At 63.1% G+C, this 22,771-nt stretch carries 19 protein-coding genes and 1 tRNA gene; 10 read left to right on the plus strand and 10 right to left on the minus strand.

What is annotated here, in order from left to right; translation table 11 throughout:
* Positions 1–172: 172 nt before the first annotated feature.
* The 3 genes from pcsA to EN852_RS27225 are packed head-to-tail and all read right to left on the minus strand — an operon-like array spanning position 173 to position 2,505.
* Positions 173–991: a phosphatidylcholine synthase gene (pcsA, locus tag EN852_RS27215; RefSeq protein ID WP_127868060.1), complete on the minus strand. Its 819-nt coding sequence runs from the start codon at positions 989–991 to the stop codon at positions 173–175.
* Complete coding sequence (locus EN852_RS27220; RefSeq protein WP_127878625.1) at positions 988–1,602, minus strand: DUF1326 domain-containing protein; 615 nt, start codon at positions 1,600–1,602, stop codon at positions 988–990. The genes pcsA and EN852_RS27220 overlap by 4 nt, the downstream gene beginning before the upstream one ends.
* Before the next feature lie 12 nt (positions 1,603–1,614).
* Complete coding sequence (locus EN852_RS27225) at positions 1,615–2,505, minus strand: DUF2182 domain-containing protein (RefSeq protein ID WP_127878627.1); 891 nt, start codon at positions 2,503–2,505, stop codon at positions 1,615–1,617.
* A 102-nt stretch (positions 2,506–2,607) separates the two neighbouring features.
* Here EN852_RS27225 and EN852_RS27230 point away from each other — a divergent pair, with 102 nt between their 5' ends.
* Positions 2,608–3,819, plus strand: a complete 1,212-nt coding sequence (locus EN852_RS27230) for a UbiH/UbiF family hydroxylase (RefSeq protein ID WP_127878629.1) — start codon at positions 2,608–2,610, stop codon at positions 3,817–3,819.
* A 224-nt stretch (positions 3,820–4,043) separates the two neighbouring features.
* Positions 4,044–4,367 carry a heat shock protein HspQ gene (gene hspQ, locus EN852_RS27235; RefSeq protein ID WP_189401302.1) on the plus strand — a complete coding sequence of 108 codons (324 nt, stop codon included), beginning with the start codon at positions 4,044–4,046 and terminating at the stop codon, positions 4,365–4,367.
* Positions 4,368–4,441: 74 nt separating this feature from the next.
* On the opposite strand, the gene EN852_RS27240 is transcribed toward hspQ, so the two are convergent.
* A complete protein-coding gene (locus tag EN852_RS27240; RefSeq protein WP_127868064.1) occupies positions 4,442–5,062 on the minus strand; it encodes an invasion associated locus B family protein in 621 nt (206 codons plus the stop codon).
* Between the two features lie 296 nt (positions 5,063–5,358).
* On the opposite strand from EN852_RS27240, the gene EN852_RS27245 reads away from it, so the two are divergent.
* Positions 5,359–7,179: an extracellular solute-binding protein gene (locus tag EN852_RS27245; RefSeq protein WP_127878631.1), complete on the plus strand. Its 1,821-nt coding sequence runs from the start codon at positions 5,359–5,361 to the stop codon at positions 7,177–7,179.
* Positions 7,180–7,219: 40 nt separating this feature from the next.
* On the plus strand, positions 7,220–7,900 hold the full coding sequence (locus EN852_RS27250) for a DsbA family protein (protein ID WP_127878633.1): 681 nt from the start codon (positions 7,220–7,222) through the stop codon (positions 7,898–7,900).
* A gap of 37 nt (positions 7,901–7,937) precedes the next feature.
* Here the strand turns inward: EN852_RS27250 and EN852_RS27255 are convergent, their stop codons facing one another.
* Positions 7,938–8,372, minus strand: coding sequence for a hypothetical protein (locus tag EN852_RS27255; protein WP_127878635.1), 435 nt, complete (start codon positions 8,370–8,372; stop codon positions 7,938–7,940).
* Positions 8,373–8,626: 254 nt separating this feature from the next.
* Between EN852_RS27255 and EN852_RS27260 the strand changes: the two genes are divergently transcribed.
* The 3 genes from EN852_RS27260 to mgtE all read left to right on the plus strand — a co-directional run bounded on the left by EN852_RS27260 (position 8,627) and on the right by mgtE (position 12,923).
* The gene (locus EN852_RS27260; RefSeq protein WP_127878637.1) at positions 8,627–9,028 is read left to right on the plus strand and encodes a DUF6252 family protein; all 402 of its coding nucleotides are present in this window, start codon (positions 8,627–8,629) and stop codon (positions 9,026–9,028) included.
* Positions 9,029–9,384: 356 nt separating this feature from the next.
* Positions 9,385–11,277, plus strand: a complete 1,893-nt coding sequence (locus tag EN852_RS27265; RefSeq protein ID WP_189546212.1) for an ABC transporter ATP-binding protein/permease — start codon at positions 9,385–9,387, stop codon at positions 11,275–11,277.
* Positions 11,278–11,558: 281 nt separating this feature from the next.
* Complete coding sequence (gene mgtE, locus EN852_RS27270) at positions 11,559–12,923, plus strand: magnesium transporter (protein ID WP_127878641.1); 1,365 nt, start codon at positions 11,559–11,561, stop codon at positions 12,921–12,923.
* 150 nt (positions 12,924–13,073) lie between these two features.
* Here mgtE and gor read toward each other — a convergent pair whose 3' ends face one another.
* From gor to rpiA, 3 genes are all read right to left on the minus strand, one after another.
* Positions 13,074–14,462: a glutathione-disulfide reductase gene (gene gor / locus EN852_RS27275; protein ID WP_127878643.1), complete on the minus strand. Its 1,389-nt coding sequence runs from the start codon at positions 14,460–14,462 to the stop codon at positions 13,074–13,076.
* A 119-nt stretch (positions 14,463–14,581) separates the two neighbouring features.
* On the minus strand, positions 14,582–15,181 hold the full coding sequence (locus EN852_RS27280) for a DUF2059 domain-containing protein (protein ID WP_127868072.1): 600 nt from the start codon (positions 15,179–15,181) through the stop codon (positions 14,582–14,584).
* A complete protein-coding gene (gene rpiA / locus EN852_RS27285; RefSeq protein WP_127868073.1) occupies positions 15,168–15,899 on the minus strand; it encodes a ribose-5-phosphate isomerase RpiA in 732 nt (243 codons plus the stop codon). The genes EN852_RS27280 and rpiA overlap by 14 nt, the downstream gene beginning before the upstream one ends.
* A 160-nt stretch (positions 15,900–16,059) precedes the next feature.
* Here rpiA and EN852_RS27290 point away from each other — a divergent pair, with 160 nt between their 5' ends.
* Positions 16,060–16,740, plus strand: a complete 681-nt coding sequence (locus EN852_RS27290; RefSeq protein ID WP_127868074.1) for a phosphoglycolate phosphatase — start codon at positions 16,060–16,062, stop codon at positions 16,738–16,740.
* A 128-nt stretch (positions 16,741–16,868) separates the two neighbouring features.
* Positions 16,869–16,943 (plus strand) — tRNA-Val (locus tag EN852_RS27295).
* 113 nt (positions 16,944–17,056) lie between these two features.
* Here the strand turns inward: EN852_RS27295 and EN852_RS41035 are convergent.
* Positions 17,057–17,227: a hypothetical protein gene (locus EN852_RS41035; protein WP_189401309.1), complete on the minus strand. Its 171-nt coding sequence runs from the start codon at positions 17,225–17,227 to the stop codon at positions 17,057–17,059.
* A 503-nt stretch (positions 17,228–17,730) separates the two neighbouring features.
* Between EN852_RS41035 and EN852_RS27300 the strand changes: the two genes are divergently transcribed.
* Positions 17,731–18,414: a Crp/Fnr family transcriptional regulator gene (locus EN852_RS27300; protein ID WP_127868075.1), complete on the plus strand. Its 684-nt coding sequence runs from the start codon at positions 17,731–17,733 to the stop codon at positions 18,412–18,414.
* 76 nt (positions 18,415–18,490) lie between these two features.
* Here EN852_RS27300 and EN852_RS27305 read toward each other — a convergent pair whose 3' ends face one another.
* The gene (locus EN852_RS27305; RefSeq protein WP_127878645.1) at positions 18,491–22,717 is read right to left on the minus strand and encodes a cytochrome P450; all 4,227 of its coding nucleotides are present in this window, start codon (positions 22,715–22,717) and stop codon (positions 18,491–18,493) included.
* Between the last annotated feature and the right edge of the window lie 54 nt (positions 22,718–22,771).

Genomic DNA, 22,771 nt, shown 5'->3' on the forward strand with positions numbered 1-22,771 from the left:
TCTCGACGCAGCGGCGTTAGACGGGCATTCTTGTGGATGTTCATTCGGTCCTCCGGGAATCACTGAAGCTTCGACAACCTCAGCTTTCTCGGTCGGGGCCGAATGGACAACCTCCTGAAAGCTCACAGCTAGGTCAGGATGACCATTCGACCAAAAATATCCTGATCCAGGATCAGGGTTTTCTGGCGCCCAGATTGGGAAACATCTGCATGACGCCCCCAATGCAGGCGAGATAGAGGCCGGTGATCGTGATGCCGATCTTGGTGAAGTCGCTGACCTGTTCTCCCAGCACGCCGATCTTGTCGTAGAAGGCGGCAAGCGCTGCCTGCGCCAGCGCCAGCGCGCCGAAGGCGCACCACAAGAGCGTCATGCCGAGATTGACCGGCCGCAGCCGCACGACGCGCACCGGATGGATGAAGTTGATCGGCAGGAAGGTCAAAATGCCGGCAACCACCACCACGGCGAACGATACCCATTGCCCCGGCTCGATGACGAAGAGCGTGAACACCACCATGTTCCAGACGACCGGGAATCCTTTGAAGAAGTTCTCCTTCGTCTTCATGCCGGTGTCGGCATAGTAGATCGCGCTGGAAACGACGATGATGGCCGCCGACAGGAAAGAGAGATTCTCGCCCATGAAGCCGCGCTGATAGAGTGCGAAGGCCGGGATGAGCACGTAGGTGACATAGTCGATGATGTTGTCGAGGAGTTCTCCCGACCATGTCGGCAGGATTTCCTTGACCTCGAGCTTGCGGGCGATCGGCCCGTCGATGCCGTCGACGAACAGTGCCAACCCGAGCCACCAGAACATTGCCGTCCAGCGTTCCTCGCTGGCCGCCACCAGCGACAGAAAGGCCAGGAACGATCCCGACGCGGTGAGCAAGTGCACGGAGAACGCGCGCGCCTGCGGCCACGTCACCTTCTTCTTCGGCAACGGGATCCGCTGCGCGATCTTCTTCGCCGCTTTCCTGGCCGTTGTGTTTTTGCTCACGGTCCCCGCCAGTCCAGCTTGCAGATTTCGGCCGAGCGGCCGGCAAAATTCCAGTTGCGGCCGAAGGCGCGCATCTTGCTCTTGTCGGACTTCGCCACGATGATTTCCGGCGCGATCCAATATTCGGAATTGGTGATCACCGTGTCCTTCTCGCGGTCCTTGCCGGGGATCGGCGTCACCGCGCCATCGATAATCCGCGGTATCTGGAAGACGCGCGTCCTGTCGCGCGTCTCGTAGGTGATCGGCACCTGCTCGACGCCGAGGAATTTTCCGACAAGGATCGACAGCAGCGAGGTGGTGCCGCCCGCCTTGCCGGTGAATATCTTGGTCAGCGCCTTGACCGCATAGACCGACGCCCGATTGTCGATGAACAGGCCGGCGGTCCAGTTGCCGCGGCTCATATAGCCGGGGATTTCCATGATCAGGCCGAGATTGAGACCCGAAAGGTCGACTTCGCCGAAATGGCCCGCATCGATGCGGAAGCCGGCCCAGGTCTGGCAGTAACCCTCGGTTGGCGGATGGCTGCCGAGCGACAGCACGCAGGGACAGAAAACCGTGCAATTGCAGGAGAGTACCAGCTCCCCTTTCATCGCCCAGCTTTGGTCGGTCATCGAATTCTCCCCTTACGCCGAAACTAATAGCAGGGCTACCGCCCACACAAGCAGTATCGTACCGGCAACCCGGCTGGCCACCCTGCCGGCGGTCTGTTTTTCGATCAGGGTGAACAGGCCGATCAGCGCCATCCAGAAGACGTTCGTCGCGCCGACGGCGAACATCACCAGCATCAGCGCCCAGCAGCAGCCGAGGCACCAGACGCCCTGCTCCAGTCCAAGCCGGAAGATTCGGCTTGGTTTCGCGCTCCAATTGGCGAACAGGATCGAGAACGGGTTGCGGCATTTTTCGAGGCACGCCTGTTTGAGGCCGCTGAATTGATAAAGGCCTGCAACAAGCAGCGCCGCGGCGCCGGCAATACCGACTGCGGGATCGAGGATCCGGCCGGAACCGGCAAAAGCGTAGACTGCGAGCGTCAGCGCGGCGAAAGCCACGGACGCGCCAAGCCATGTGGTGAGGTATCCGGCAACGAGCGCCAGCGGATGAACAACCGGCTCGCCCTTGATCCTCGCCGTGTCGGCAATTTCGCAATAGGTGCGGATCAGCGGCGCGGCCGAAGGCAGCATCGTGGCCACCGCCATCAGGAACCACATCAGCACAAGCGCCGGCGCTTGCAGGCCGGCCGGGCCGGCAAGCTGCGCTGGCGCAAGGCAGAGAGCGAAGAACCGCTCGAGAAAGTCCGGCAAAGGCAGGCTCGGGAGATTCTTCAGCAGCATATCGCCGGGCCTGCCGGCAAGGCTGCCTTCAGCGCCGCGGATCGCCATCGCCCCGAGAAGCAACCATGCAAGGACAATGGCGACGCCCACCATGAGCGTGACCACAAAGCGCGGACTGCGCGCCACGCCCGCCGTCGCGCGGCCGGCGCGGTCGAGATGGCTGAAATCGTGCTGCTCGCCGCTCATGGCAGTCGAATGGGCTGAATCGCCGCGTTGATCAAGCCGGCTGGTCTGACCTATATCCTAGATTAAGGCCCGACGGGTCGCCTCTCATCGTGGAAGCCTAACGTGGAGCATAACGACAAGGCCCGCATTCTGGTTGCCGGCAGCGGTCCGGCCGGCTTGATCGCGGCGCTCGGCTTTGCCCAGGCTGGCTTTGAGGTGACGCTGGTCGGTCCCGAGGCCAACACCACCGATGGCCGCACCACGGCGCTCATGAATCCGGCCCTGAAAGTGCTCGATCGGCTGGGGGTACTTGCCGAACTCAAGCCTCAGGCGGCAGCGCTCAAGGTGATGCGCATCGTCGACGCCACAAGGCGACTGATCCGCAGCCCAACCGTGACCTTCCGCGCCAGCGAGATTGGCGAGGAACAGTTCGGCCTCAATCTGCCGAACAATGCCCTTGTTCCGGTCCTCGCCAAGGCGGCTTCGGCTCATGACGGCATTCATTGGCTGAAATCCACGGTCGAATCCTGGAGCCTCGACGCCGACCATGCCCATGCGAGGCTGGCCGACGGCACCGGGGTGTCGGCATCCCTGGCGGTCGCCGCCGACGGGCGCCTGTCTCCCGCGCGGGAAGCCGCCGGCATTCGCGCTTTCGCGCGGCCTTATCCGCAATCGGCGCTTGTCCTCAATTTCGGCCACCGCAGCGACCACGGCTTCGTTTCGACCGAATTCCATACCGAAACAGGCCCATTCACCCAGGTGCCGCTGCCCGGCAGGCGCTCGAGCCTTGTCTGGGTCGTGAAGCCGGAGAAGGCGCAAGAGCTTGCCGCGCTTGATGATGCAACCCTGTCGGAGCGTATCGAGCAGCAGATGCAATCGATGCTTGGCCGGGTCTCGGTCGAGCCGGGTCGCCAAATCTATCCTTTGTCGGCGGCTTCGCCCGCCCGGTTCGCGCAAAATCGCGTCGCGCTCGTCGGCGAGGCGGCGCATGTGTTTCCGCCAATCGGCGCCCAAGGGCTCAACCTCGGCATCAGGGACATCGACGATCTGATTGGAATCGCCAGTGAAAACCGCGACTATCCGGGGGCGAGCAGGAGTCTTGCCGCCTATGACACCAGGCGCCGGCCCGACATATGGGCGCGCAGCGGCGCGGTGAACCTGCTCAACATGTCGCTGCTGTCCGACATGCTGCCCGCACAGCTGGCGCGCAGTGCCGGCCTCAATGCGCTGGGCAGCTTCGCGCCGCTGCGGGCTTTCTTCATGCGCGAGGGATTGCGGCCGGGCAGCGGCTTTCGCGCCATTGCCGGCGGCCTGCGCAAACCGGCCGGGCGTTAGAGGCTACTTGCCGCGTTTTTCGACGCCGCCCGCGAAACCTTACGCGCAGCCCATCCGTGGCTTGCAGCACGGACCGCGGCTATTGAATTGCGGCAGCGCCTGCGCCAAATAGGCCCAAGCCGAAAGTCGGGGTCGATTTTTGGCTTCGTGACGTGTAAATTCAAGGTCTTAGGCGCCCTGTGCGCGGCCACGAAAGGCGCCTCGGAACCTGAGTGGTGAGTGCGATGAAAACGGCCAAATTCTCGATCGGGCAAGTGGTTCGCCACAGGATGTTTCCGTTCCGCGGCGTGATCTTCGACGTCGACCCCGAATTCGCCAACACCGATGAATGGTACGAGGCCATTCCGGCCGACGTGCGTCCGCGCAAGGACCAGCCTTTCTACCATCTTCTGGCGGAAAATTCGGAGACCGAGTACATCGCCTATGTGTCCGAGCAGAACCTGCTCGAGGACCGGTCGGGCGAGCCGGTGCGGCATCCGCAGATCGGCGAGATGTTCGACAAGCTGCCGGACGGCCGCTACGAGCCGAAGCGCCATTCGAAGCATTGAATGCAGTGGCCTTGAGTTAACAAAAAAGCGGGGCGAATGCCCCGCTTTTTTGTCCGAGAAACACGATTGCGCGATCAGTTCGCGGTCTTGGCCTTGTCCTGCTCGTCCTTGAGCTTCTTGGCGAAATCCTGGTTGTTCTTGGCAACGAAGTCCTGCAGCTTCTTCTGCCGGTCCTCGATATCCGACTGCTGCAGCGGCGGGCCGTCATAAGCGCCGCTGAAGCCGGTGAGCGCGATCTTGATCGGGTTCGGCTGGTTCTGGAAGTTGATCGAGGTCAGCGAGATCGCCTGACCCTTCTTGAAAGACGCCACGAGTTGGTCCGTCAGCGGCACTTCGGCGACGCAACGATCCGGGAAGCAGATCACATAGTCAAGCTTCTGCGCTTTGCCGCCATCGATCTGCAGGCCGATGCCGGGAGGCACGAGGCGGCCGGTCGGGACCGTGACCTGGAAGACCTTGCGGTTCACCTTGCCCTTGAGCTCGATCAGGCTGACGCCGGTGACGAGCTGGCCGTTGCCGGCGGTGACGATGTTCTGCACATTGCAGATGTCGACGTCTTCCTGCTTGGTGCAGGCCTTGAACCAGCCCTGCGGGATCTGCGGCTGTTGTTGAGCCGAGGCGGTGAAAAGCCCGGCGCCCAGAACGCCGACCACGCCTGCGGCCAGCACCGAAAGGCGGTACGCGTTGATCGTCATATGGTGCACTTTCCTCTCAAATGATCCCGGGGACCGGCTTCTTCGTGCCGTGTGGTCCAGCTACCTGTTGCCCAAATGAGGCAACAGGATGACTTCGGAGCGCGTGTTACACTGCCAGCGGCGTCGAATCCAGCCCGGTTTCCGCGATTTCTTCGTGGTTCCTTGTCCCCAGGAGCGGGCATCGATCGGCGGTGGAGCGGCTGAACCCGCCTCCAGTTGGCGCGCCGATTCAATCGGATGGCGAAATGCTCTACGGTGCATGGCGAATCACAAAGCCGCCCGGCAAGGAGACGGTCATGGACCGCGTTCTCGTCCAATTGATCGCCGCGACCTCGTTTCTGGCTCTTTTGCTCCTTCCGGCGCAGTCGGAGCCGAAGCACGGCATAGCCATGCAGGGCGAGCCGGCGCTGCCGCCCGACTACCAGCATTTCGACTACGTCAACCCGGACGCGCCGAAAGGCGGAAGCGTCACCTATTGCGTCGTCGGCTCCTTCGACAACCTCAACCCCTTCATCCTGAAAAGCCTGCGCACTACCGCGCGCGGCATGATCGATACGGTGTATGGCAATCTCGTCTTCGAGCCGCTGATGCAGCGCAACTATGACGAGCCTTTCAGCCTCTACGGCCTGCTTGCCGACAGCGCCGACATGGATCCGGACCGCAAGTCGATCGAGTTCCATCTCAACCCGAAAGCAAAATGGTCGGACGGTCAGCCGGTGACGCCGGAGGACGTGCTGTTCACCTATGACGTTTTCAAGGACAAGGGCCGCCCGCCCTACAGCGACCGCATGAGCATGATCGCCAAGCTGGAGAAGACCGGCGAGCACAGCGTGAAATTCACCTTCAACGACAAGGCCAATCGCGAATTCCCGCTGATCGTGGCGCTGACGCCCATCGTCCCCAAGCACGCCTTCGACAAGGAGACGTTCGACAAGACCACGCTGAAGCCGCTGATCGGCAGCGGACCCTACACCGTGGACAAGGTGCTGCCGGGGCAGCGCATCGTCTTCAAGCGCAATCCTGATTACTGGGGCAAGGACGTCCCGTCCAAGCGCGGCTTCGACAATTTCGACCAGGTCACCATCGAGTATTTTCTCAACGCCAATGCCAAGACGGAGGCGTTCAAGAAAGGCATCTGCGCCCTCGATGACGAGACGGATCCGGTCAAGCGCGAGCGCGACATCGACTTTCCGGCCTTCCGAAGGGGCGATGTGAAGGAGGAATATTTCAACACCGGCATTCCCCCGGTGGTGACGGGCTTCCTGTTCAACACCCGGCTGCCGAAATTCGCCAATCCGATCGTGCGGCGCGCGCTCGGCATGCTTTACGACTTCGAATGGGCGAACAAGAACCTGTTCGGCGGCAAGTTCAACCGCACCATGAGCTATTGGCAGAACTCCGAGCTGTCCGCGCTCGGCCACCCGGCCGACGATCGCGAAAAGGCGCTGCTTGCGCCCTACCCCGGCCGGGTGCCTGCCGATGTCATGGACGGCACCTGGCGCCCGCCCGTGACGGATGGTTCAGGCCAGGACCGCAAGGTGCTCAAGGCGGCCTTCGAATTGCTGAAAGGCGCCGGCTTCCGCGTGCAGGACGGCAGGATGGTCGACCCGCAGAGAAACCCTTTTGGCTTCGAGATCCTGACCTCATCGCAGGACGAAGAGCGGCTGGCGGCCATCTACCAGCGCACGCTGGAGAAGATCGGCATCGACGTCGGCATCCGCACGCTCGACGGCGACCAGATCCAGTCGCGCAAGCAGCGTTACGACTTCGAGGTGCTGATCGGCACAAGCGGCTTCAGCAACTCCCTGTCGCCCGGCAGCGAGCAGCTCGGCCGCTGGGGATCGGTCGCTGCGAAGACCGAAGGGTCCTTCAATCTCGCCGGCGTCGCCGATCCCGCAATCGACGCCGCGATCGATGCCATGCTGAATGCCCGTACCAAGGAAGACTACGTCGCTGCTGTCCGTGTCCTCGACCGGCTGCTGATCTCAGGCAACTATATCGTGCCGATGCAATACAACACCCAGCAATGGCTTGCTTACTGGAGCTATCTGGAACATCCGCAAAAGACCCCCATATTCGGCTATCAGCTGCCGACCTGGTGGCGAAAGCCCAACTGATGCAAGCCCAGCCCCAATCGAGACCAAACAGGAGACGAGCATGAGCGCCGAGAACTCCATCACCGTCGATGTTGTCTCCGACGTCGTCTGCCCCTGGTGCTTCATCGGCCAGAAGCGCCTGGATAAGGCCATTGCCACGGCGGACGTCGACGTGCATGTCCGCTGGCGGCCGTTCCAGCTCGATCCGACCATCCCGCCTGGAGGCATGGATCGCCGCCAATACATGCTCGACAAGTTCGGCAGCGAGGAACGCATTCAACAGATCCACGCGCGCATAGAACCGCTTGGCGAAGCCGAGGGGATCCATTTCGCATTTGGCGCCATCAAGGTCGCGGCCAGCACGCTGGACGCTCATCGCGTCATCCGCTGGGCGGGCGCCGCGGGCGAGGATGTGCAGAACCGGCTGGTGCGCCGCCTCTTCCAGCTGAATTTCGAGGAAGGCGTCAACATCGGCGACCATGCCGTGCTGGTGAAGGCTGCCGGCGACGCCGGCATGGATGCATCAGTGGTCGAGACGCTGCTGCCGACCGACGCCGACGTCGAGGCCGTCCGCAACGAGATCGCCACCGCTTCGCGCATGGGCATCACTGGCGTGCCCTGCTTCCTGCTCGAAGGCAAATATGCCGTCATGGGCGCGCAGGATGCCGACACGCTTGCCGACGCGATCCGCCAGGTCGCCCAGCTCAAGGCCCGGGCCGAGTTGGAAACTGCCGCGGGTTGAGCGTTCCTTGTGCGCGGTTCCGCTTGGAATTACGCCCCTACTTCGCGGATACCTTGGCCTTGCTCAGGAAGAATCCGTGGCCATTGCTGCCCGTGCAGCTCAGTCCCTTCGTCGACGACTGGCAGGAAAACGGCCCCTGGCTCCAGCTGTTGCCGTAGCCGAGCTTGGTCACATCGCTGCAACAACCCTGCTCGCCGGGATTCTTGATCAGTGTCGCCGGCCCTTTGGGTCCCAAAATCACCGTGACGTAGCTCGGCTCGACGCGTGAACAGGAAAGCTCCGGGCCGCCATCCTGCGGCTGGTAGGTGCCGGTTCCCCCCTTCGGCGTGTAGATGCAACCGATATTGCCGGATGGCGTGTTGAACTCGACCTGGCCTTCGGCGCTGGCCGGAATGCTCTGGCTGCCGGCATGCGCCACCGACAGACAGGTGAAAATGCCGAGCAGCGCGACAGCAACTCTCCGTGCAGGCATGTCATCCCCCTTCGACATAAACCGTCGCGGACAGGTTCGACCCGGGAGGGCGCCGTTGTCAAATCCTGTCCCGCCGCCGAACACGTTCTGGTGAATCGCCTTGCACGCCGCCCTGAGCTAGAACCGCCAAGGGTTCAGCTGATTTGAAGGGGCACCGAATGGCGGTCAGGCGTCGCGCATTGCTGCTGTTGTGCTTGCCTCTCGCCCTTGGGCTTCCGCTGACATTACAGCGCGTGTCCGCCGAGGAAGCCGTCATGTCGGCGACCTTCGAAGGCAAGCCCTGGACGGCGTCCTTCACCTTGGCCCAGACGATGCAGATGGGCGGCAAGCCGATGCTGAACTTGTCGGGTACAGAACAGGGGTCGCCGACCATGACCTTCAATTCGATGCTCGAGCTGAAGGATCCGAACGACCTTGCCGGCGGCTATCCGCTCAAGACGGGCTCCCCCGCCAACAGCGCCAACTTCAACATCCTCGATTCCGGCGCCATGGTCGGCCATGTCCGGTTTGTCACCGGTGAGATCGTGATCGAGAAGTACGACGCAGCCGCAAAGACTATCTCCGGTCATTTCAGCGCCTCGGGGAAAGACGAATCGGGCAAGCCCGAAGAGCTCACCGACGGTAAATTTTCGGGCATTCCGGTCATCGCACAGTAGCCATTGCGGCTGATCGGCACCTCTTTTTCGATCACAAACCCGTGTTTTTTGCTTCCCTAAGGGAAGCTTTCCGTCCGTTGGCTCAATTGCACTTAACGCACTGGGATAAAAGCCGAAATCAGCGCGATGAATGATCTTGCGGCATTGGCTTTCTGTTGCCTTCGCGCCACGGCGGGTAACCCTGTTCACATTCCCCGGCAGAAAATTAATGGAAAATGATCAATTGGTGTTACCCTGTGTAACAAAACTAGAAAGGTTTGGGCGGGATCGTGACTGGGGTCGGTAGACCGCGACGTACAGTACCGGAGCAAACATCCAGCGAGGCAAAGACCTCGTCCCTGACGCCGGTATCGTCGATGCGTACATTCTGGGGGCTGATGCGAGCCTACTGGTTCTCCGACCGGTGGAAGGAAGCCTGGACACTCACCCTCGTCATCGCGGCCCTGACAACACTGCTCAGCAAGACCGGCGTTTGGCTGGCCCTGATGCTGGGTGAGTTGACCAATTCGGTCAATTTCTACCATGACGCCGCCAACACCGCGCCGCTCAAGACGCTGCTGACCAATGCAGGTCTGGTGATGGTGCTCTTCGTGCTCAAGGATGCCGGCATCGCAGGTGCGAGAAGTCTGGTGTCGGCGACCTTGCATCGCAAATGGCGCGGTTGGTTGAACAGCCAGTTCAACGAAGCGCTGCTCGATGGCAACCACACGCACTTCCACGCGCAGCACGGGTCGCCGAGCACCGGTACCGCAGCGCCAGACAATATCGACCAGCGTATCCAGGAATCGATGAAGGCCATGACCGGCGGCGCGATCGGCCTTGCAATGGGCGTGCTCGGCGTCGCCACGTCGCTTTATTTTATCGGCGAGAACCTTATCCAAAGTTCGGTAGAGGTCACCGGATTGGAGTTCCTGGGTGGCTACGGCACAGCCGTTCTTTCGCTCTTGGCTATCGCCACCTACGTGCCAATCAACACCTGGATCGCCGTAAAGCTCGGAAAGGCGCTGGAGAGATTGAATGTGCGGCTGCAACAGGCCGAGGGCAGCTATCGCGGTGAATTGACCACCTTTCTGCGCCGCAGTTTCCATGTCGCGGCTTCGCGCGGAGAAGATGTGCAGAAGACCATGCACAACCGGCTCTACAGCGACATCGATCGGACCTGGGCGCGGTTCAATATCGTCACGGTCTGTTACGCTTCCTTCGAGGCGATCCACAATTTCATGGGTTTTCGCATCATCGCCTATGCGCCGGGTCTGGTCTCCTTCATTCACAACAAGCTTGACCTGAAGGGCTATGTGACGGGTGCCGAGATGCTCAATCAATTGATTGGCCAGTGTTCGTGGCTCATTCGTGTGATGCCGGACATCGCCACCTTGCGGGCCAATGCTCAGCGCGTGACCGAGCTGGCCAATGCCATCGAGAGCGTGCAGCAGCCGCAGGAATTCTACCAGCAGACCGGCCGCTCCGACTTCAGCTACGCAACCCAGAATCCGGTGTTCGGTCTCACCATCCAGAAGCTGGAGCTGGCCCATCAGGGCGAGGACGCCACACCTTTCCTCAGCGCTGCGAACCTCCGTTTCCGCCGCGGCGAATGGACCTTCCTCAAGGGCGAGTCCGGCTGCGGCAAGACTTCTCTCATCAAGGCGATCAATGGCCTGTGGCCTTATGGCCGCGGCACCATCGTCTTCCCGGAAGGCGTGACGAATTTCTATGCTGCCCAGGAGGTCAAGCTGCAGCAGGTTTCGCTGAAGCAACTCGTCTGCCTGCCGGGATCAGAGAACGACCATGGCGACACGCAGGTAGCATCCGCCCTGCACAAGGCCGGTCTCGGCGACTTCATCGAGCATCTCGCCGACGAGAGCCGCGAAGGCAAGATCTGGGATCAGGTGCTGTCCGGCGGCCAGAAGCAGAAGCTGGTGGTCGCGCGCATCATCCTGCAGCAGCCCGGACTTCTCTTCCTCGACGAGGCGACCGGCGCGCTCGACCCCGACGGTAAGATCGCCTTCCACCAGGCGATCAAGGACAATTGTCCGAACGTCACCGTCATCAGCGTCATGCACGAAGCGGTGCCACCGCGCTCGCTTGCCGGCGAGGAATTCTATCATAGCGTGGTTGCGATCGCCGACGGCGTCGCCACCAAGAAGCCGCTCGTTCCCAGCCTGCCGCGCGAGCTCACCACCATCCTCGCCCAGCCGCCGCGACCGACTGAGGACAAATGGCTGCGCTTCCGCCGGCTGAAGCAGAAATAGCAGTCATACCAAGCCTTTGGCCGGCGGCCGTGGCCCGGCTTGAGTTGTCCTCGATCACAGTCTCGCGATCCGGCCTCTCGCATCCATTTTCAGCGCCCTTCGCGATTGACTCGGCAAAAACCGCTCCTATGTTGCGCCCGCTCGCCAAACTCAAACTCGAACCCCGCGAGCAGAAAGGTCAACCCGCCATGCCTGGCGACAGTCACAGTCGAACGCAACCGCCGTCCGCCTTGACGTGACCTGATTGGCTCGCGTCCTGCCGGACGGCAAGGAGTGAGCCAATGAACGAATTCGCACCCGTACTGGACGACGAAGCAGTCGCCGTCGCCCGTGTTCTTGCCAACGATCACGTCGCCGACGTCGTCGAAGCCCTCAATCGCGAACCCCGCGAGACGGCCATCGAGCTGCTCTGCGCGGTTCCATTCGAGCGGCTGGTCGAGATTTTCGATCAGCCGGAACTCGAAAGCGCTCCGGAACTCGCGGAAGCCCTGCCACGCGCCAAGGCGAGCAAGCTTTTGACCGCCATGTCCGTCGACCGCGCGGCCGACATTCTGCGCGAGCTGGATGAACCGGCCCGCTCGGAGCTGCTCGGCGCGCTTGCCCCGCCGCTGCGCGCGACGCTGCTGTCCATCCTCGGTTATCCGGAAGGCAGCGCCGCATCGATCATGACGACGGAATTCGTCAGCGTGCCTTCGGATTGGACCGTCGGCCGCACGCTCGACTACATCCGCAAGGTAGAGCGCACGCGCGAAACCATCTACGCTATCTACATCGTCGATCCGCAGACGCAGCTCCTTTTGCGTTCGACCGGGTTGCGCCGGTTGATCACGGGCAACCCGGAGGATTCGATCCTGTCGGTGGCGCCTGATCGTATGCCGGTGACGGTGACGCCGCTCACCGATCGCGAGAACCTGGCGCAGACCATCTCCAAATACGACCTGCTCGCCTTGCCGGTGGTGGACCACGGCAGGATCCTCGGCATCGTCACCGTCGACGACATCATCGACACGATGATCGAGGAGACGACCGAGGACGTGCATCGTTTCGGCGGCATGGAGGCGTTGGACGAGCCCTATATGAAGATGGGCTTCCTCGCCATGATCCAGAAGCGCGCCGGCTGGCTCTGCGCGCTGTTCCTCAGCGAGATGCTGACGGCCAACGCCATGCAGGGCTACGAGGGCGAGCTGGAGAAGGCGATCGTGCTGACGCTGTTCATCCCTCTGATCATGAGCTCCGGCGGCAATTCCGGCTCGCAGGCGACCTCGCTCGTCATCCGCGCGCTGGCGCTGCGCGAGATCGGCCTGCGCGACTGGTGGCGGGTGGCGCTACGCGAGCTGCCGACCGGCGTCGTCCTCGGCTCGATCCTCGGCCTCGTCGGCATCTGCCGCATCGCGCTGTGGCAGTATTTCGGCTTCTACGACTACGGTCCGCACTGGATGCTGATCGCCGCGACGGTGGGCGCGGCGCTGATCGGCATCGTCACCTTCGGCTCGCTGTCGGGATCGATGCTGCCCTTCGCGCTGAAGCGTATCGGCTTCGACCCGGCGAGCGCCTCTGCACCCTTCGTCGCCACGCTGGTCGACGTCACCGGGCTGGTGATCTACTTCTCGGTGGCGCTGGTGATCCTGCGCGGCACGCTGCTTTAGAGCAATTTCAGGAAAGGTGTGAGCGGTTTTCCGCCTGGAAATTGCGACAAAACAAAGAGGTAGATCGTTTCACCGTTTCCGGGAAACGGTGAAACGATCTAGCGCCATGCTGGCAGGGGCTGGCATCGCCGGCGGCTGCCCACGCGGCGATCAGACCCGTTCGCCGTTCCTCACACGATAGCTCGGCTTGTACATCGTCACCAGCTCCTCGGCCGCGGTCGGATGTACGGCCATGGTGCGGTCGAAATCGTCCTTGGTAAGCCCCGCCTTCAGCGGGATGCCGAGAAGCTGCGCCATCTCGCCGGCATCCGGCCCGAGGATATGGGCGCCGAGCACCTTCCTTGTCGATCCGTCAACCACCAGCTTCATCAGCATCTTCTCGTCGCGCCCCGACAACGTGTGCCGCATCGGACGGAAGGACGCGCGATAGATCTCGACGTCGGGGAAGCGCTTGATCGCGTCGTCTTCCGAAAGGCCGACCGTGCCGATCTCCGGCTGGGAGAACACAGCAGTCGGAATGGTGTCGTGGTCCGGCGAGGTCGGATTGCCCTTGAAGGCGGTCTCGATGAAGCACATCGCCTCGTGGATCGCGACCGGCGTCAGTTGCACGCGATGGGTGACGTCGCCGATCGCCCAGATGTTGTCGAGGTTGGTGCGCGAATATTTGTCGACGACGATCGCGCCCGTCTTGCTGAGTTCGACGCCAACGCCTTCCAGGCCCATATTCTCGGTGTTGGGAATACGCCCGATCGCCAGCATAACCTGGTCGACCGTCAGGGTCTGGCCGGAAGACAGCAGCACATCCAGCCTGCCCTCAGGCGTTTTGCGCACCCATTCCGACACCGCGGGGCAGACGATCTTGATCCCCTTCTTCTCCATGGTCTCATGCAGCGAGCGGCGCAGATCCATGTCGAAGCGGCTGAGGATTTCCTGACCGCGATACACAAGCGTGGTTTCCACGCCCAAGCCATGGAAAATGTTGGCGAACTCGACGGCGATGTAGCCGCCGCCCTCGATCATGATCGCCTTTGGCAGTTCCTTGAGATCGAAGGCCTCGTTGGAGAAGATGCAGTATTCGTGGCCCGACAGCGCCGGATGCGGCGCCGGCCTGCCGCCGGTGGCGATCAGGATCTGGTCAGCGCTGACGGTGCGGTCCTCGGCTTGCAGATAGACGCTGTGCGGATCGACCAGCACGGCGCGCGAGTGAAAGGTCTCGCCGCCCGCGCCCTCGACGTTCTGCTTGTAGATCGCCTCGAGCCGTGAGATCTCCTTGTCCTTGTTGGCGACCAGCGTCGGCCAGTCGAAGCTTGCCTCGGGCACCGTCCAGCCATAGCCGGCGGCATCGGCAAAATGTTCGGGAAATTGCGAGGCGTAGACGTAGAGCTTCTTCGGCACGCAGCCGCGGATGACGCAGGTGCCGCCATATCGGTATTCCTCGGCGATGGCGACGCGCTTGCCGAGAGCCGCCGCCACCCGGGCCGCCCTGACCCCACCGGAGCCGCCGCCGATGACGAACAGATCATAGTCATAACCGGCCATCGCGATGGGCTCCTGGGGATGAGAAAGACGGGTCACAGGTAGGCTGCAAAACGGCAAAAGAAAAGCCCGGGCAAACCCGGGCTTTGTGGTCCAGCGGCGATCGGCCGATCCGAGGCCGATCAGTTCGCGGAATTGTCGGCCGGCGCCGATCCGTCGGCCGGAGCCGAATTGTCGGCGGGCGCGGTGGCGTCCGGAGCAGGCGCTGCCGGCGCCGCGGCCTTGGCGGCGGCGGCAAGCGTCTCGCCGACCTGCTGGGCGAGATCGCGGGCAACGCCGTTCTGCCAGATGTCGGCGGCCTTCACGAGGTCGCGCGTCACGGCGGGGCCGCTGTCCAGCAGCTTCTTGCCGGCATCGGAACTGTAGAAGGTGGCGATATCGTTGAGGTCCTTCTCGGAGAACACCTTGGCGTAGGCAAGCGCTGCCTCCTTTTCGAGGTCGGCGCGCCTTGAGGCCAAGCCGAGCGCCTTCTCGGTCACGGTCTTGCCGATCAGCTCCTGCATGTCGGGGTTCTTCTGGATGAGCTGCGACTCCAGCGCGGCAGCCGCCTGCGGCAGGATGTTGTCGAACGAGTCCGTGGCATGGATCGCGGCGACGGCCGCGCGCGCGGCCTTCAGGTGCGATTCGCTGACATCCTGCGCGAACACCGGCGCGGACAGAGCAAGGACGGCCGAGGCCGCCAGAAGCATCGAAAGGCGGCGAACTCGTTTATGCAACATCATGGTCGATAGAACTCCCTGGTTTTCGGGCGGCATGGACGGTTTGGATACCGTCGCCGCCGGCGATGATGGCCGTTGACGCCAGCCCGATGAAAAGACCGTGCTCGACGACGCCTGGAATGGCGAAGAGAGCATTCGAAAGCGCTCTTGTATCCGGAATGCGGCCAAAAGATGCATCGAGGATAAAGTGGCCGCCGTCTGTAACAAATGGCTGGTCCCCCGTCATCCTCAATGTCACCGGGCCGGAAAGGCCGAGGCCGGCAGCGGCCGCGCCAATCGCGATCTCGGTGGCGCGCAGGCCGAATTTGTTGACCTCGATCGGCAGCGGGAAGCGGCCGAGAGTTTCGACCATCTTGGACTTGTCGGCGATGACGATCATGCGCTGGGAAGCCGCGGCGACGATCTTTTCGCGCAGCAGCGCGCCGCCGCCGCCCTTGATCAGCGTCAGGTCGGGATCGACCTCGTCGGCGCCGTCGATGGTGAGGTCGAGTTCGGGCGTCTCGTCGAGCGTCGACAGCGGCACGCCGAGCTCGCGGCAAAGCGCGGCGGTGCGTTCCGAGGTCGGCACGCCGATGACCTTCAGGCCGGTGGCGACCTTCTCGGCCAGCAGCCGCACGAACTCTTCCGCGGTGGTGCCGGTGCCGATGCCAAGCCGCATGCCGCTGTCGACATGGGCGAGCGCTGCCCGCGCGGCCTCGACCTTCAACTGCCTTGCATCCATGCGGAGCCTCGATTTCGCCGGTTTCGCGCGCCTCCTAGCACTTTTGCCTGTCCCGTCAAAGGCTCCCTCATCAAAGGCTCTGTGGACCGATCGAGGCTCCTTGCTTGAACTCAGGCCAGCCTGTATCGGCTGCAGCAACGAGAATTTCGCAGGACCGCCCATGACCCGCCCGATCATTGTCTTCGACCTCGACGGTACGTTGGTCGACACGGCGCCGGACCTGCTCGACAGCCTCAATCACAGCCTGGCGGCAAGCGATCTGGCCGCTGTCGATGAAGCCGGTTTCAGGCGCTTCGTCGGCCATGGCGGCCGCGTCATGATCGAACGCGCGCATGCCGCGCAGAACAAGGCGCTGGTGGCCGAAGAGCACGACCGGCTGCTGAAGCTCTTCCTCGACCACTACACGCTCAACATTCCCGGCAAGTCACGCCCCTACCCCGGCGTGATCGCGGCGCTCGACCATTTTCAGGCCGCCGGCTACCTGATGGCGGTCTGCACCAACAAATATGAAGCCAATTCCGTGGCGCTGATCGGCGCGCTTGGCATGTCGGACTATTTCGGCGCGATCTGCGGCCAGGACACGTTTGCCTTTCGCAAGCCCGACCCGCGCCACCTCACCGAGACGATCCGGCTGGCAGGCGGCGATCCGAACAACGCCCTGATGGTCGGCGATTCGCAGACCGACATCGACACCGCCAAGGCGGCCGGCATTCCGGTAGTGGCGGTCGATTTCGGCTACACCGACCGCCATGTGCGCGAATTCGAGCCGACGCTGGTGATCTCGCATTTCGACACGCTGACGCCGGAGCTGGCCGAGCGCCTGATCGCCGCGGCTCGCTGAGCCGGCCCCAAATCGCGCCGACAGAAAATCAGGGAAATCAAACCGCGGAATAACCTCGGCACATCGCCTTGACTTCGCGCACCCGCCTCCCTTATATCGCGGCTCGCTTCGGCCTTCGGGCCACAGGCGGGCGATTAGCTCAGCGGGAGAGCACACCCTTCACACGGGTGGGGTCGCAGGTTCAATCCCTGCATCGCCCACCATCTAACCTCCCGAAATGGTTAGATGATTTAGCTTCCAGGTAATCCTTGAGAACTGCCGTCGTAATGGCGCGCCGGCCGTCAAACTTGCGGCCGAACACGAATGCCGCAGGCGCCTAAATCAACCCTCTCCTCACATTCATGCGCGTCACGGCCGTCACCAAGACGGCGCCGGTCATGAAATACAGCGTGGCGACGATATGGCCTTGGTGGAAGTGCAGCCCGGCAAACAGCAGGGCCATGACCACGGCAAGGAAGGCGATGACGCGAGAGAAGGCATCGGGCATGGGGCGACCTTGTGCAATGTGTTGACTGGCCGCCCTCATTCAGCCGCTCGCTCCATAGAGCGGTTTTCGATTTTTCGCAATCGGCTCGGTGCGCGCATCTGTGACCACCTTCACATACGTCAGCCAGGGTTTGCGCGCAGATATGGCAACGGAGGCACCAAGGACCTGACTGACTTACGAGGTCCAAAGGCTGTTTCCGGAATCTATGCGGTTTCGCAGGAAGGAATTTTGATCACCTAGCCATTTTCAGATTTGCTGTCTGCGCGCTGGGTACCTCCCACCCAAGCGCGCGGACGGCGTTCTCGAAGGATCGGTCCGTAACCGCCAGTGCGCCCGGTCTCCTTGCAGTTTGCCGGCTTATCCGGTTCGACGTGTCGGGCATGACATTCGAATGTCTGTCAGCCACCCGCCGAATGCGGAGAGCCACCGTAGAAGGAGACGACGCTTTGATCGAGCACGCACTTATCCTACAATTTCCGTCTAACGAGAGACGGAATCGTATCATGGCCACAAACGGCGCGGACGACAGCAACCTGCCGCGCCTGGCGCGCATTGATCCGCGCCAGTTCGATCTGTTGTTCAGCGGCTGTAAGCTCGAGCGCTACGCCGCCGGCCAGCACCTGTTCGTCCAGGAGGATGCGTCCGACCGCATCTATGGTGTTATGAGCGGCACGGTCGAGATTTCGATCTATTCGCCGGGTGGGCAGAAGCTGGTGGCCAATATCGAGCTGTCGCGCAGTCTTGTCGGCGAGATCGGGGCACTGGACGGACGCCCGCGCACGGCCACCGCCAGCTGTCTCACGGCATGCGAGCTGGTTTCGCTGAGCCGGACACAACTCTTTGACCGCATTGAGAAAAACCCGTCTCTCGCACGAGCGATGATCGAATTGCTGTGCACGCGGCTGCGCTGGGTCAGCGGCGAGTTGGGCGACCAGGCCTTTTTCGGCATCGAGGCACGGCTGGCGAAGCGGCTGGTGTTCCTGAGCAGCGTCATGGCCGACTCCACGGGTTGGATTCCGATTTCACAATCCGAGCTCGGCGAATTCCTCGGCGCGACCCGCGAGTCCGTCAACAAGACCCTCAACGACTGGCGCAACCGGCAGATGATCGCCATCAAGCGCGGCGGCTTGCGCATCACCAACGCCGCCGCGCTGCACCAGATCGCCGAGTCGCAGGACGACGACTGAGCGAGACGGCCTGCGGCCTCGCCGCAGTTCTCCGTCAGCTGCATCCGGGAGACGACGACCCGGCTAAGCGCCCCGATCACAACCGCGAGATCAGGTAGCGCAGCGCCGAGCGGCTCGGCATGAAGAAATAGCCGCCGCCTTTCGTGGTGACGAACTGAGGCACATCCTTGAGCACGGTGACCTTTTCCCAGGATGGAATCGAGAACCGGCCGCCGCCGCCCCGTGCCCCGATCGTCGGATCCGTCTCCCCGACAAGCCCCTGGAACGAATTCGACGAGACCCAGGTCTGCTGGATGAACTCGTACTGGCGCTCGATATCGGCGTTGAGGCACATGAAGAGCAGTCCCTTCTCGGTCTTCCCGCCTTTGCCCTTCTTCTCATAGGTGCGACCGACGCGCAGGATGCGATGGCGCTTGCCGATCCTGATCTGCGTCTCGCGGTCCTCGCCGAGCGAATCGCGCGGGTTGGAACGGCGTATGTGGGAGCCGAGCGGGCAAGCGTGCCCCTGCGGATCCTCGGCGCCGAGCGCGAAATCATTGTCGACGCCGCGGCCCGGCCGTCCGTTCGGATTGCGCACCAGCGAGCTGCCGTCCTGCCAACGGCCGAGCATCTTTGCCGCCACCCAGAGCGGCGTGATGGCCGCATCGCCCGTCTCGCCGGCGGCCTGCAGGGCAGCCCGCCTGCAATAATCGTCGAACAATTCGACATGCTGCTCGAACTGGCGCATGACGAGGAACGTGCCGTTGCGGCCAAAATCACGCGGCGGAGGCGGCTGCCCGGGTATCTGGCGGTTGCGTCGCACCTGCGACAGGATGCCGGCGCGATCCAGCGCTGCTTCGACTGAGGGCGAAGACGGGTAGAAGCCATGCTCGTCGCGGTAACCGAACAGGAATTCGCCCGGCGCGATGAGATGCATGGGCGCGGCTCCCTTGGCGGCGCGCGCCGTACCCCGAACGATCGGTTGCGAGATGCCATCGGCGAAGCCGAAATGCTCGACAGCCCGCTTGCCTTCGCGCCGCACCTTCAGCGGCAGTTCGGCGGTCACCGACATCCCGGCGCCTGCCGTCTGTCGCTTCATGGCCGTGATCTCTGCCTTCAGCAAGGCCGGCGTCTCGGCATAGCAGATGATGGCGGCATCGACGGGCTTGGCGGACGACCCCCACTGCCATTTGTCGGGCGCGTCTGGGCCAGTGTCGTTAAGGATGCGGCTGCGCTCGGGCGTACCCATGCCTTCCCGGAAGGCGACCGGGAACGTGTCCAGCGGTTCGTCGTCGACGCCGCCTTCGAGCCCCAGCCGGCGCAGTCCGTTGGGGCCGAACGCCACGGTCATGGCGCGGCCCGTGGGCACCCCGTCGCCGAAGCTGGTTTTGCCTATGACGAAGTCGAGCCACGCCTTGCGCTTCGCCGCCGGCAGGCCGTCCGGCACCTGGATCGCAAGCATATGCGCGTCGCCGAGCGCGCCGAACGGCCCGAAGAAGATCGACTGGATCTCCCCGGATTCCAGCTCTTCGAGGGGCGAGAACGGAGGCTCCGGCAGGCTCCTGGCATCAGCCGGCTGCGCTTGCGGACGCGGCAGGGAACCGAAAAGGCTCAGCCAGTCGCGCGCCTCGTTGCCGGTAGCCGAGGCGATGCCGCGCCTGATCCTGGAGTTGATGCGGATACGCGTGGTGTTGAGGTGCGGATAGGCGGTGTACCAGAACAGCGTCGGCACCTGCTGGCGCCGCGCCCAGCGCTTGAAGCGATCACCGTCGCGCGCGCCGTCCAGGAACAGCCAGCGCGTGCGCGGATAGCCGTCGGTGTTGCTCCACACACCGGTCAGCCCGGCCGAGGCCTTGGCGATGAAGTCCTCGAGATAGCTTTCCCAACTGCCTCCATAATTGGAGAAGAACACCAGCCTGTTGGTGCCGGGCAACAGCACCCAGCGGGCGAAATGAATGGTGTTGATGGTGGCGAGGAAGCCTGGCCTGAACACCTTCTGCGCCGATATCGAAATCAGGTAGAAGGAGAGCCGCAGCGCCAGCCGCCGCAAGATGCCCGCCTTCATCGTCGAGATCGCCGTCAGATTGTTCTGCGCGGTGTGGTCCTCATGGGCGAGGATCTTTTCAAGCGCGCCGATCTCGACAGGGGTACTCGCCGGCTGGTCCTTGTCCTCAAGCCGCCGCAACGCCAGGAAGCAAAGCCCGACGAACAGGGCGAAAATGGCCAGCAGGCCGAGGACCGAAAGCAGAAGCGAGGTGCCCGCAATCGCGATGTTGGTGAAGGTAACCCCATGCGGGTTTCCGAATACGAGCACATAAGTCATGCGCCAGAAGGCCAGAACGACGATCGCGACGGTGGCGAACATGGCCGGCGTCAGCAGCGTCGTCGTCAGGGCGCGCGACCAGTGGCCGGGCGGCCTTTCCAGCAGGCTTTCAGCGGGCTCGAACGCCCAGCCGAATTGCCCGAGGCAGCGGACATGGCGGCGCGCCTCGCCAAGCACATCCATCGCATTGCCGCTGCCTGCGCGCGGCTTTTCGACGATCTCGCGCACGCTGTCGGCGAGCCGTGCCTCGGCCAGGATACGGCGCACGGAATGCCCCGGCGTGCCGGAGAAAACCAGCCCGGCGGCGCTGCCGAAGGATGGCGATATCTCGATGTGCTTCCTCTTCAGGAAGTCTTCCAGCGAACCACCATCCGGAAGGCCGCAGACATCCCTGAAGATTGGCCGCAGCCGGTGACCGATCGCGTGTGCCATGGCGGCAACGACATCGTCGGTGCTGCCGTCGCCGGAGATTTCCAACACCAGCGCGCCGGTCTCGGCCCCCGTTTTCTCGTCCTTCCCCGTCGGAGCGACGGCCAGGCTGGTGAAATGGATGGTGCCGACCTTGTCGAGCGCGGCGCTGAGCTCGCCGATCGCCGGATTGCCGAGATCCGCGACCTTGTCGCGCACCGCATCGAGCGGCATTGGTCGGGTGATCGGGCAGACCACCGTCACCATCGACTGCTCGGCGGTGCGGCAAAGCGGCGAGCGCTCGAAATCGACCTTGAGGCTTGCCGGGTAGGCGCCGACATTGACCATCTTGCCGGCTCTGCCCCGGGCGCGGGTCAGCTTCGGCTTGCTGAACAGGGCGCGGATGCATTCACCGATCTGAATGCGGGCGATTTCGGCGCCGATGCACAAATGGATGCCGTAACCGAACACCATGTAGTCGCGATGCGGACGCGAGGTATCGAACTCGTTCGGCCGTTGCACGATCTCCGGATCGAACATCGCCGAAAGCGTCGCCGGCATGACGACCGTTCCGGCTTTGACCACGCGCTCGCGGCGGGTGCCCTTGCCGATGACCGCGTCACGCCTAGTGTAGCGCCAGGGTCCGATCCAGATCGGCTTGAAGCGCATGGCTTCCATGATCGCCCGGTCGAGCTTGCCGGTATCGCCGGCGCCGAGAGCTTCATCCACGGCGTGCCGCGCGTCGGCTCGCGACAGGATCACATCCAGGCAATTGCTGCCGGCGAGCACATTGGTCGGCACGAAGCCGGCGACCATGCCGAGCATGATGGAATGAATATCGGCCAGCGACAGGCGCCCCTGGTCCATCAGCGCGACGAGGCGAGCCAGCGGCCTGTCATCCTTGCCCGTCCTTTCCCTGACCGCGGCGATCGAGCGGTCGATAACCTTGATCAGGCGATCGCCGCCGACCACGGCAAGCTGGCGCGTGGCGGGATTTGCCGTCGGATCGGAAAAGAACAGCGCGCTGAGCGCGATCGACCAGTCGGCGAATTCGGTCTCATCGTCGATCTGAAGGCCGAAATAGTCTCGGCAGATGCGCACCGGCACGATCTTCATCAACCCTGCGACGGCGTCGAAGCCGGGGCTGGCGCGGGTCATGATGTCGCGCGAATGGCGCTCGGCAATCGGCCTGACGGTGGCTTCGACCTCGGCCGGCGGGAACGCGCTCAGCACGGCCGATTTCATCTGCCGGTACGCGGCGCCGTCCTGCATGCCGAGGATGAAATTCGAGCCCCTCGCCAGCTCGGCCATTTCCGGCCCGTAAGGCGTCTCGAACTCGTCGCCGCGCTCCAATATGTCGCGCACATCCGCGCCCTTGGTGACGAGTAGGAAATTGCCGAAGCCGAGATTCGGCCAGAAGCGGCGCAGCAGCGCCAGCAGCCAGCGCGGATCGCCGAGCAGAAAGGCGGCGATGCGCGAGGCAATGCCGCCCTTGGAACGCAGTCGATAGATGTCGAAGGGCGGCATCTCGGCGACGGGACGCTGGCTCTTCTGGGCGGCCCGGACAGCGGCGAAGTACTTCAATGTGATCATGCGCGTTCAAGCCCCCCGGCCGTCCACGTCAATGCGATGCCGTCACCGTCTGGC

Source organism: Mesorhizobium sp. M2E.F.Ca.ET.209.01.1.1 (genome assembly GCF_004010375.2).
Lineage (GTDB): Bacteria > Pseudomonadota > Alphaproteobacteria > Rhizobiales > Rhizobiaceae > Mesorhizobium.